The organism is Nocardia coffeae (genome assembly GCF_019890715.1).
Lineage (GTDB): Bacteria > Actinomycetota > Actinomycetes > Mycobacteriales > Mycobacteriaceae > Nocardia > Nocardia jiangxiensis.
On sequence record NZ_JAINZY010000025.1, the window covers coordinates 26,002 to 37,280 of the forward strand.

The 11,279-nt window shown below is 68.3% G+C and carries 11 protein-coding genes; 9 read left to right on the forward strand and 2 right to left on the reverse strand.

All coding sequences use genetic code 11. The features are described from left to right. Window positions 1-23 precede the first annotated feature (23 nt). The gene (gene thiE, locus K7711_RS44750) at window positions 24-728 is read right to left on the reverse strand and encodes a thiamine phosphate synthase (RefSeq protein ID WP_222978869.1); all 705 of its coding nucleotides are present in this window, start codon (window positions 726-728) and stop codon (window positions 24-26) included. 146 nt (window positions 729-874) lie between these two features. On the opposite strand from thiE, the gene thiO reads away from it, so the two are divergent. From thiO to K7711_RS44780, 6 genes are all read left to right on the forward strand, one after another. Continuing rightward, window positions 875-1,999: a glycine oxidase ThiO gene (gene thiO, locus K7711_RS44755; RefSeq protein WP_222978871.1), complete on the forward strand. Its 1,125-nt coding sequence runs from the start codon at window positions 875-877 to the stop codon at window positions 1,997-1,999. Beyond that, window positions 1,996-2,208, forward strand: a complete 213-nt coding sequence (gene thiS / locus K7711_RS44760; protein WP_040828599.1) for a sulfur carrier protein ThiS — start codon at window positions 1,996-1,998, stop codon at window positions 2,206-2,208. The genes thiO and thiS overlap by 4 nt, the downstream gene beginning before the upstream one ends. A gap of 1 nt (window position 2,209) precedes the next feature. Next, window positions 2,210-2,986: a thiazole synthase gene (locus K7711_RS44765; protein WP_308015226.1), complete on the forward strand. Its 777-nt coding sequence runs from the start codon at window positions 2,210-2,212 to the stop codon at window positions 2,984-2,986. Window positions 2,987-3,063: 77 nt separating this feature from the next. Continuing rightward, on the forward strand, window positions 3,064-4,035 hold the full coding sequence (locus tag K7711_RS44770; protein WP_222978873.1) for an ABC transporter ATP-binding protein: 972 nt from the start codon (window positions 3,064-3,066) through the stop codon (window positions 4,033-4,035). Beyond that, window positions 4,035-4,853 carry a DUF2705 family protein gene (locus K7711_RS44775; RefSeq protein ID WP_222978875.1) on the forward strand — a complete coding sequence of 273 codons (819 nt, stop codon included), beginning with the start codon at window positions 4,035-4,037 and terminating at the stop codon, window positions 4,851-4,853. Before K7711_RS44770 ends, K7711_RS44775 begins: the two co-directional genes overlap by 1 nt. 510 nt (window positions 4,854-5,363) lie before the next feature. Beyond that, the gene (locus K7711_RS44780) at window positions 5,364-6,212 is read left to right on the forward strand and encodes an adenylate/guanylate cyclase domain-containing protein (protein ID WP_222978961.1); all 849 of its coding nucleotides are present in this window, start codon (window positions 5,364-5,366) and stop codon (window positions 6,210-6,212) included. A 6-nt stretch (window positions 6,213-6,218) separates the two neighbouring features. Here K7711_RS44780 and K7711_RS44785 read toward each other — a convergent pair whose 3' ends face one another. Beyond that, the gene (locus tag K7711_RS44785) at window positions 6,219-6,377 is read right to left on the reverse strand and encodes a CG2302 family histidine operon protein (protein WP_222978877.1); all 159 of its coding nucleotides are present in this window, start codon (window positions 6,375-6,377) and stop codon (window positions 6,219-6,221) included. Window positions 6,378-6,761: 384 nt separating this feature from the next. On the opposite strand from K7711_RS44785, the gene K7711_RS44790 reads away from it, so the two are divergent. The 3 genes from K7711_RS44790 to K7711_RS44800 are packed head-to-tail and all read left to right on the forward strand — an operon-like array spanning window position 6,762 to window position 11,271. After that, entirely contained in the window at window positions 6,762-8,477 is a 1,716-nt protein-coding gene (locus K7711_RS44790; RefSeq protein ID WP_222978879.1) for an acyclic terpene utilization AtuA family protein, read from the forward strand. Between the two features lie 50 nt (window positions 8,478-8,527). After that, the gene (locus tag K7711_RS44795) at window positions 8,528-9,676 is read left to right on the forward strand and encodes an acyl-CoA dehydrogenase family protein (RefSeq protein ID WP_222978962.1); all 1,149 of its coding nucleotides are present in this window, start codon (window positions 8,528-8,530) and stop codon (window positions 9,674-9,676) included. Continuing rightward, window positions 9,673-11,271, forward strand: coding sequence for an acyl-CoA carboxylase subunit beta (locus tag K7711_RS44800; RefSeq protein ID WP_222978881.1), 1,599 nt, complete (start codon window positions 9,673-9,675; stop codon window positions 11,269-11,271). Before K7711_RS44795 ends, K7711_RS44800 begins: the two co-directional genes overlap by 4 nt. Window positions 11,272-11,279: the final 8 nt, after the last annotated feature.

The window sequence follows — 11,279 nt, forward strand, 5'->3', positions numbered from 1 at the left end:
GCCGCAGGGGATCACAGCGGCGATCAGGCGGTGCCGTTCTCCTCGAGGCGGGATTTGAGTGCGCGGGCGGCGGTTTCGGGGTCGTCGGCCTCGGTGATGGCGCGGACCACGACGATGCGGGTCGCGCCCGCGTCGAGGACCTCGGGGAGGCGGGCGTCATCGATGCCGCCGATGGCGAACCACGGGCGGGTCGGCTCGGCCGCGGCGGTGCTGCGGACCAGGTCGAGTCCGGCGGCGCTGCGTCCGGGCTTGGTGGGTGTGGTCCAGACCGGGCCGGTGCAGAAGTAGTCGATGTGTTCCTCGGTCGTGGCCTTCCCGGCCTGCTCCGGATCGTGCGTGGAACGTCCGATCACCACGTCGGGGCCCAGGATGCGGCGCGCGTACCAGGGCGGCAGATCGTCCTGGCCCAGGTGCAGCACGTCCGCGCCCGCGGCGAAGGCGACGTCGGCGCGGTCGTTCACCGCGACCAGCGCGCCGTGGCGGCGGGCGGCGGCCTTGAGTGCGGCGAGTGCGCCCAGCTCCGCGCGCGCCTCGAGCGGGCCGAATCGTTCCTCGCCCGCCGAACCCTTGTCGCGTAACTGGATGATGTCCACTCCGCCCGCCAGCGCTGCTTCGGCGAATGCGGCCAGATCGCCCTTGTCGCGGCGGGCATCTGTGCACAGGTACAGCCGAGCGGAGGCGAGACGTTCGCGAGGGGCTACGGGCCGGAACTGGTGGGACGGTTGCACGCCCTCGACCGTAGCCGCGCTACCGTGGGAGACGAAATACGTCCGGCATCTCCGCTGCGAAGGCGGCCGCGCGGTGATGCCGATCCGATGCGGGTGTTCCCGCAGCGTACGGATTCCGCGAGGCGGAACCGAGCGAGGTGAAGGTAATGCGAACGTTGGCCGTCGTGGGTGGGGGTGTGATCGGTTCGGCAGTGGCGTGGTCCGCTGCCGAGGCCGGGTGGGAGGTCACGATCTTCGATCCGGCGCCCGGATCGGGTGCGTCCTGGGTTGCCGGGGGCATGCTGGCTCCGCTGTCCGAGGGCTGGCCCGGTGAGCAGGCGCCGCTGGAATTCGGTGCGGCCTCGCTCGGGCGGTGGCCCGAGTTCGGTGCGCGGCTGGAGGCGGTGACGGGCGTTCCGGTATTCGTCGCGGACGAGACGCTGACCGTCGCGTTGGATGCCGCCGATGCCGCCGACCTGCGCACCATCGCCGATTTCGTCGGCTCGTACGGTCATCGGCTCGAACTGCTGGACCGGGCCGGGGTGCGCGCGGCCGAACCGGGTCTGGCGCGCACTGCCCGTGCGGGCCTGCTCGCGCCCACCGAACCGGCTGTGGACAACCGCATCCTGGTCGACGCCCTGCGACAGGGTTGTGAACAATCAGGTGTTCACATGAGGGTGGAGGCTGTGGACAACCTGGCCGACCTCGAATTCGACCGGATCGTCCTGGCGACCGGTGCGGCTGCCGCCCGGCTGTGGCCCGGACTCGCGGTACGCCCGCTGAAGGGCGAGATCCTGCGACTACGTCATCGACCGGGGGCGCCGCCGCCACCACAACGGGTCATCCGCGCCCGCGTGCACGGCCGGCCGATCTATCTGGTCCCCCGAGCGGACGGGATCGTCGTCGGCGCGACCCAGTACGAGGCCGGTTTCGATACCGCGGTGACCGTGGCCGGTGTGCGCGATCTGATCGCCGACGCCGAGGCCGTACTGCCCGCCCTCGGCGAATACGAACTGGCCGAAGCGAGCGCCGGATCGCGGCCCGCCACCCCGGACAACCTGCCGCTGATCGGTCGATTGAGCGAGCGCGTCGTCGTGGCCGCCGGACATGGCCGCAACGGCATCCTGGGTGTGCCGCTCACCGTCGACGCGGTGCTGGCGCTGCTCGCCGACGACGTACTCCCCGAGGCGAAAGCGGCTGATCCGCAACGCTTTTCGGCGCAGACATCCCCACTCGTTTCCGGCGCTGTCGATCTCACCGGCGCGGCGCCCTCGGCAGGAGGTAATCGATGACCACGATCCCGATCGGCGTGACCGTCAACGGCGAGGACCACGAGTTCGCCGACGAACTCACCGTGCGCGAACTGCTGACCCGGCTGGATCTGCCCTGTCAGGGCGTCGCGATCGCGGTCGACGGCGCGGTGTTCCCGAAATCGGCATGGGACACCCCGGTCGGCCGCGGCTGGAACATCGAGGTGCTGACGGCGGTGCAGGGTGGCTGAGCTGATCCCCGCCGGACATCCGGCGATCGAACCTCTGCAGATCGCCGACCGGAAATTCGGCTCGCGGCTGATCATGGGCACCGGCGGCGCCGAGAATCTGGCCGTGCTGTCCGAGGCGCTGGTGGCCTCGGGCACCGAGTTGACGACCGTGGCCATGCGCCGGGTGGACGCCGCGGGCGGCACCGGAGTCCTGGACCTGCTGCGCAGCCTCGACATCGCCCCGCTGCCCAATACCGCCGGATGCCGCACCGCGGCCGAGGCGGTGCTGACCGCGCGGCTGGCCCGCGAGGCCCTCGGTACCGACTGGGTCAAACTCGAGGTCGTCGCCGACGAACGCACCCTGCTGCCCGACGCCATCGAATTGGTCACCGCCGCAGAACAATTGGTCGACGACGGTTTCACCGTCCTGCCCTACACCACCGACGATCCGATCCTGGCCCGCCGCCTCGAGGACGCCGGTTGTGCGGCGGTCATGCCACTGGGCGCACCCATCGGCACCGGCCTGGGCATCGGCAATCCGCACAATATCGAGATGATCGTCGCCGACGCGGGCGTCCCGGTCATCCTCGACGCCGGTATCGGCACCGCCAGCGACGCCGCCCTCGCCATGGAACTGGGCTGCTCGGCCGTCCTGCTGGCCACCGCCGTCACCCGGGCCCGCCGCCCGGCCCTGATGGCCGCCGCCATGGCAGACGCGGTCCGAGCGGGGTATCTGGCCAGGGAAGCAGGCCGCATCCCCAAGAGATTCTGGGCCCAAGCCTCGTCCCCCGGTCTCTGACAAATCATCCGCTGGGATGACCGACTCGCGACCTGGGAGCGATGGTCGTTGGGGGGATCGTCGGCGAGACTGGTCGCATGATCGAAGTCAAGGGCTTGACCAAACGGTTCGGTGCGACCGTCGCGGTCGACGATCTGTCCTTCAAGGTCGAGCCCGGCCAGGTGACCGGATTCCTCGGTCCGAACGGTGCGGGCAAATCGACCACGATGCGGATGATTCTGGGGCTGGACCGGCCGACGGCCGGTGTCGCGCTGGTCGACGGGAAGCCGTACCAGCAGCTGGATCATCCGCTGCACATCGTCGGCGCGCTGCTCGATGCGAAATGGGTGCATCCGAACCGGTCGGCGCGGGCCCATCTGCGCTGGCTCGCCGCCTCCAACGATCTGCCCGACGCGCGGGTCGAGGAGGTGCTGCGGCTGGTCGGGTTGGCCGAGGCAGCGGACAAGAAGGCCGGTGGGTTCTCCCTGGGCATGTCCCAGCGGCTGGGACTGGCCGCGGCGCTGCTGGGTGATCCGCAGATCCTGCTGTTCGACGAGCCGGTGAACGGTCTGGACCCGGAGGGCATCCTGTGGATCCGCCGGTTCATGCAGCGACTGGCAGCGGAGGGCCGCACCGTCCTGGTGTCGAGTCATCTGCTCTCGGAGATGGCGCAGACCGCCGATCATCTGGTCGTGATCGGTCGTGGCAAGCTCATCGCCGACACCAGCACCGCCGATTTCATCGAACGTGCCTCGGAAGCGACTGTGCGCGTGCGTAGTCCGCAGCTGGATCAGCTGCGCAGCCTGCTCACCTCCAAGGGGATGACGGTGCGCGAGGACGGGAACGAGCGGGTCAGCCCCGACGGCCGTCCCGTCGATCCGGTCCCGGCGCTCACGGTGATCGGCGAAACCAGCGATACCGTCGGCGAATTGGCCGGATCGAACGGCATCACACTGTACGAGCTCGCGCCGCAACGTGCCTCGCTCGAGGAGGCGTTCATGCGGCTGACCGGAGGCGCGGTGCAGTACCACGGCGAAGGTCTCGATCAGGTGATGGGAGGTGCGCTCTGATGGGCGTGTTGACAGCGGAACGGATCAAACTCACCTCGACACGGTCGCCGATGTGGTGCACGGCGCTGACCGTCGTGTTCGCGCTCGGTATGGCGGCGCTGTTCAGCCTGCTGGTCAATGTCAGCGTCAACGAATATCACCGGCAGCTCGCCAACGGGCATCCGATGCTCGCCGAAGATCCCTCGCCGGGCAATTCCATTGCGGGACTGGGGATCACCGGCGCCTCGCAGGGGATGCCCGGATTCGGCTACATCATGATCATGATCCTGGCCGCGCTCGCGATCACCAGTGAGTACCGCTTCGGCACGATCCGCGCGACGTTCCTGGCCGCGCCGAACCGCACCGTCGTCCTGCTGGCCAAGGCCGGGCTGATCGCCGTGGCCGCCGCGGTGCTCTCGGTGGTGCTGACCCTCTTGAGCTTCCTCATCTTCAAGGTGATGCTCTCCCAGGACGCGGGCCGGAACATGAGCCTGTCGCACGGTGACGCGCACGTGTTCTACTCGGTGCCGATCTTCGTGGCGCTGGTGGTGTTCCTCGCGGTCGGCGTGGGCACGCTGATCCGGCAGTCGGCCGGTGCGCTGTCGCTGCTGATCGTGTGGCCGGTGCTGATCGAGCCGATCGTCGGCGCGTTCGGCAAGGTCGGCCGCAATATCGAGGTCTTCCTGCCGTTCCAGAACGCCGGACGATTCCTGGGCACAGCCGGTGGCGGCGATCTGCCCTGGCACTGGGGTCCGTGGGGCGCGCTGGTCTACTTCGCGGTCGTCGTGGCGATCATCTTCGGCGGGGCCCTGTTCGTGGTGAACAAACGCGACGCCTGAGTCGCACGACTCCCCGGGAGCTTCCCTCGCTGCCCGGGGTGGGAGGCGGTCGCGTCGGGCGATCGCCGCACCCTCCTCATGCCGCGCACTGCCCGCTCGGCGTGACACCATCGGCCCGATGCGTTTCGGCGCATCGGGCCGATGTGCGTATGGAAATCCTCGGTTAACTGTTGAGTGCAGCCCTTTGACACCGAAATACCGGTGCGTAGCATCGTGTCAGCAACCAAACACTATCCATCGGCGGACCCAGTGCCGTGTTCGCTCCGTCCGATAGAGAGGTGAACGGTGGCGATTATCGACGATCCACCTACCGGGGGGCGTCTGAGATACCCTCGGGGCGTGAGTGAATCCTCCTCCGCCGACGGCGAAAATGCGCGTCGCGCTGGCGATGCCGGTAAATCCTCCGGCCGTCGCAAGTTGGAGCAGCCGCAGCAGGGCGGCGAGAGTGAGGAAGCTGTGAACGGCGGTCCACCGTCGCGTGACGGACGTCCGGAAACCGGCCCGGACGTGGTGATTCCGCTCACGCCGGTCGACGCGGAGCCGACCGGTCGCCGGTCGAGCGCCCGGTTGCGTGCCGGACAGTTGTCCGCGCTGATGTCCGCCGCGAATCAGCGCACGGACCTGATCGGCGTGATCCGCAAGGCGCGCGAAAATCTGCCCGGCGACCCGGCTTTCGGTGATCCGCTGTCGGTTTCCGGTCCCGGCGGGCCGCAGGCGGTGGCGCGCGCGGCGGACAAACTGGTCGGCGATACGCCCAGTGCGGCCAAGGAGATCGGCCTCGGCGCGCTGCAGGTCTGGCAGGCGATGCTGGAGCGGGTCGGCCGCGGAAAAGGTAGCGAGCCGATAACTGTGATGTTCACCGATCTGGTGTCGTTCTCCCGTTGGTCGCTGACCGCCGGGGATGAGGCGACGCTGGAATTCTTGCGTCGGGTCGCGACCGCGATCGAACCGCCGATCGTGGACCGTGGCGGCCGGGTGATCAAACGCATGGGCGACGGCGTGATGGCGGTCTTCCTGAGTCCCGATGCCGCCGTGCGTGCCGCCATCGCCGCGAAACGGCAGTTGACCGCGCTGGATGTGCCGGGCTATCGGCCGCAGATGCGGATCGGCCTGCACACCGGGTCACCGCGCGAGATCGGCGGCGACTGGCTGGGCGTGGACGTCACCATCGCGGCGCGCGTCATGGAGGCCGGCGGCAACGGCAACACCATGATTTCGCAGACCACCCTGGACGCACTGCGCCCGGACACCCTCGCCGACCTCGGTCACACCGCGCGGCCCTATCGCCGCGGCCTGTTCGCCGCACCGCTCAGCGGCGTCCCGGAGGACCTGAAGATCTTCCGCCTGGACGGCGCCTGACCGCGCCTACCGCCACCACAGCACGGCGCCGACCACCGCCAGCACGGCACAGATGCCCAGGATGGCGGCGAGAAACCTGCTGTTGTTCTTCCAGGTGGTGAAGGCCCCGCCGGCCAGAAAACCGGCGAGGGCCAGAAGTACCACCACGATCACGGAATGCGACACGGGATAAATCTTGCCTCCGCGCGGCTGCGGCGGACCTGCGGCCCCCCCCGAACGCCGACGCCATCCGGTGATTCGACGTCATCTGATCCCGCCCTGTCGACATCACCCACCCAGGACCACAAAGTTCCGCCCGCCTCGAATAACGCCAGCTCCGAGGGTCGCGGCCCGGCTCGATTCTGGACTGACGGAGCGGGGGAGCGAAGCGGCGGAGCGGAGGAGGGAAGAATCGAGCCTTGGGGGCCGCGGCCCCGCCGGAGCGAAGCGGAGGCCATCAAACACAGAACAAGCACGCGGGCTTGATTTTTTCTCGGGCCGGTGTGACCCTGTATGCGATGCGGCGAGGACGCCGCACGGTCTCGGCTCGGGTTGGGAGGCGGCACGCGGATGAGCGGTTTGGCGAGCGATTCGGAGATGATCCGGATCGGGAACTGTTCCGGGTTCTACGGCGATCGGGCCGGCGCGATGCAGGAGATGCTCGACGGCGGTCGGCTCGACGTGCTGACCGGCGATTATCTCGCCGAATTGACGATGTTGATCCTGGGGCGGGATCGAATGAAGGATCCCTCGCTCGGGTACGCCAAGACATTTCTGCGGCAGCTGGAGGACTGCTTGGGCACGGCGCTGGAACGCGGCGTGCGGATCGTCGCCAACGCGGGCGGGCTGAATCCGGCCGGATTGGCGCAACGGGTCGGTGAGCTGGCCGAAAAGCTCGGGCTCGCACCGAAGATCGCCTACGTGGCCGGAGATGATCTGCTGCCGAGGGCGAGTGAACTCGGGCTCGGATCGCCGCTGACCGCCAACGCCTATCTGGGGGCGTGGGGTATCGCGGAGGCGCTCACCGCGGGCGCGGATATCGTGGTGACCGGCCGGGTCACCGACGCCTCGCTGGTGGTCGGCCCCGCCGCGGCCCATTTCGGTTGGGGGCGCGGCGATTACGATGCGCTGGCCGGTGCGGTGACGGCGGGTCACGTGATCGAATGCGGAACCCAGGCCACCGGCGGCAATTTCGCGTTCTTCACCGAACTCGGTGATCTGGGACGTCCGGGATTTCCGCTCGCGGAGGTGCGGCGGGACGGCAGCAGCGTCATCACCAAACACGCCGGTACCGATGGCGCGGTGACCGTGGATACCGTTGCCGCACAGCTGATGTACGAGATCCAGAGCGCGCGATACGCCGGACCGGACGTGACCACGCGGCTGGACAGCATCCGGCTCACCCAGCAGGGGCCGGACCGGGTGCTGATCGACGGCGTGACGGGGGAGGCCCCGCCGCCGCGAACCAAGGTCTCGCTCAACACCATCGGCGGATTCCGCAACGAGATGGCCTTCATCCTCACGGGGTTGGACATCGAGGAGAAGGCCGCGCTGGCGCGTCGGCAGCTGGAGTCCTGGTTGACCGTGCGCCCGGCCGAACTCGACTGGACCCTCAGCCGCCTGGACCGGCCGGACGCCGAGACCGAGGAACAGGCCAGCGCGCTGCTGCGCTGCGTGGTCCGCGATCCGGATCCGAACAAGGTCGGGCGGACATTCTCCAGTGTGGCAGTGGAATTGGCGCTGGCGAGCTATCCCGGATTCTCGCTGACCGCGCCGCCGGGTAACGGCAGTCCCTACGGGGTGTTCACCGCGGGGTATGTGGACGCGGCGCAGGTGCCGCACGTCGCGGTGCTGCCGGACGGTCGCGAGGTCGCCATCGCGCCCGCCGCCGAAACGTCCGAGCTCACCGACGTTCCCGAACCTGCTGTGCCGCAGTATCTTCCAGCGGGCGGATTCGAGCGAAAACCGCTGGGGAGCATCGCCCTGGCCCGATCCGGCGACAAGGGCGGCAATGCCAATATCGGCGTCTGGGTCCGCACCGACGAGCAATTCGCTTGGCTGACACAGACTCTGACCGTCGATACGCTACGCGAACTGCTGCCGGAGACCTCGAAACTGGCCGTCACCCGGCACGTCCTGCCGAATCTGCGTGCGGTGAACTTCATCGTCGAGGGACTGCTCGGCGAGGGCGTGGCCTATCAGGCCCGATTCGATCCACAGGCCAAGGGGCTCGGGGAATGGCTCCGTGCCCGGCACATCGATATCCCCGTGGAGCTGCTGCCGTGAACGGTCAGGGGCCGGAGGCGGCAGCGCAGGAGGACGCAGCTATGACCTATGTGAACCCTTGGGAGACTCCCGAGCGACGTGAATTGCGCGCCACCGTGCGCGGTTTCGCCGAGCGCGAGGTGCTGCCCCAGCTGGACGAGTGGGAACGCGCTGGTGAGATTCCGCGCGAGTTGCACAAGAAGGCGGGCGCGCTGGGCCTTCTGGGCATCCAGTTCCCCGAATCGGTGGGCGGTTCCGGCGGTGACGGCCTCGATGCCGCGATCGTGTGCGAGGAGATGCACTACGCGGGCTGCTCGGGTGGCCTGTTCGCATCGCTGTTCACCTGCGGTATCGCGGTGCCGCACATCGCCGCGTCCGGGAACCGCGAGCAGATCGAGCGCTGGGTGAAACCGACGCTGGCGGGCGAGAAGATCGGCTCACTGGCCATCACCGAACCCGGCGGCGGCTCGGATGTCGGGCATCTGCGCACCAGCGCGGTGCGCGACGGCGACGAATACGTGGTGAACGGCTCGAAGACGTTCATCACCTCGGGCGTGCGCGCGGACTACGTGGTGACCGCGGTGCGCACGGGCGGTCCCGGCGCATCCGGTGTGTCGCTGCTGGTGGTGGAGTCCGGGACGCCCGGATTCACCGTCAGCCGCAAACTGGAGAAGATGGGCTGGCTCGCCTCGGACACCGCCGAACTGTCGTATGTCGATGCGCGCGTACCGGTGTCGAATCTGGTCGGGGTCGAGAACAGTGGATTCGCCCAGATCGCACAGGCATTCGTGAGCGAACGGGCGGGCCTGGCCGCGCAGGCGTACGGGCATGCGCAGCGCTGCCTGGACCTGACCCTGCGGTGGTGCCGGGATCGGGAGACGTTCGGCCGCCCGCTGATCAGCCGTCAGGCGGTGCAGAACACGTTGTCGGAGATGGCCCGCCGGATCGATGTGGCGCGGGTGTACACCCGGCACGTGGTCGAGCGCGCGGCGGCCGGTGACACCGATCTGATCGCGGAGGTGTGCTTCGCCAAGAACACCGCGGTGGAGACCGCGGAATGGGTTGCGCACCAGGCGGTTCAGCTGTTCGGCGGGCTCGGCTACATGCGCGAGTCCGAGGTCGAGCGGCATTATCGGGATGTGCGCATCCTCGGTATCGGCGGCGGCACGAACGAGATCCTGACCAGCCTCGCGGCCAAGCGATTGGGGTTCCAGTCTTGAGTATCCTGCGTAGTTCCCTGGACGCGGCGTCGGCGGATTACGCCACCGCCGCCGAGGCCATGACGGCGAAACTGGCCGAGGTGGAGGCCGAGTACGCCAAGAACATCGCCGGCGGCGGCCCGGACAAGCTGGCGCGACATCGCAAGCGCGGCAAGCTGACCGCGCGTGAGCGCATCGAGCTGCTCATCGACGAGGATTCGCCGTTTCTGGAACTGGCTCCACTCGCCGCCTGGGGCAGCGAATTTCATGTGGGCGGGAGCGTCATCGCGGGCATCGGCATCGTGGAGGGCGTCGAATGCATGATCGTGGCCCCGGATCCGACCGTGCGCGGCGGTACCTCGAATCCGTGGACGTTGCGCAAGAACCTGCGGATGAACGATATCGCGCTGGAGAACCGGCTCCCGGTCATCGGACTGGTCGAATCCGGCGGCGCGGATCTGCCGACGCAGAAGGAGGTCTTCGTCCCCGGCGGCCGCATGTTCCGGGATCTGACCCGCCTGTCGGCAGCCGGAATACCCACTATCGCACTGGTTTTCGGCAACTCCACGGCCGGTGGCGCGTACATCCCGGGTATGTCCGACTACACGGTCATGATCAAGGAACGCTCCAAGGTGTTCCTGGGTGGTCCGCCGCTGGTGAAGATGGCCACCGGTGAGGAATCCGACGACGAATCCCTCGGCGGCGCGGAAATGCACGCGCGCGTCTCGGGTCTGGCCGATTATCTGGCCGCGGACGAACAGGACGCGATCCGCCTGGGACGGTCGATCGTCAAGCGCCTCAACTGGACCAAGCGCGGTCCGGCGCCGCGGGCCGAGGTCGTCGAACCGCTGCACGACCAGGACGAGTTGCTCGGCATCGTGCCGACGGATCTGAAGATTCCGTTCGATCCGCGCGAGGTGATCGCCCGGGTGGTGGACGGCTCGGATTTCGACGAGTTCAAACCGCTCTACGGCTCCAGCCTGGTGACCGGATGGGCCGAACTGCACGGCTATCCGGTCGGCATTCTCGCCAACGCCCGCGGCGTGCTGTTCTCCGAGGAGGCGCAGAAGGCGGCGCAGTTCATCCAGCTGGCCAATCAGTCCGATACGCCACTGTTGTTCCTGCACAACACGACCGGCTACATGGTCGGCAAGGAGTACGAGCAGAAGGGCATCATCAAGCACGGCGCGATGATGATCAACGCGGTCTCCAATTCGAAGGTGCCGCACATCTCGGTGCTGATGGGCGCGTCCTACGGCGCGGGCCACTACGGCATGTGCGGGCGGGCCTACGATCCCCGCTTCGTCTTCGCTTGGCCCAGTGCGAAATCCGCGGTGATGGGTGGCGCGCAGCTGGCGGGCGTCATCTCGATCGTGGGGCGCGCGGCCGCCGAGGCCAAGGGGATGCCGTTCGACGAGGAGGCCGACAAGGGGATGCGCGCGATGATCGAGGCGCAGATCGAGGCCGAATCACTGCCCATGTTCATGTCGGGCCGCCTGTACGACGACGGCGTCATCGACCCCCGCGACACCCGCACGGTACTGGGAATGGCGTTGTCCGCCATCCACAATGCCCCGATCGAGGGCGCCGCGGGCTTCGGCGTCTTCCGGATGTGAGGCGAGGT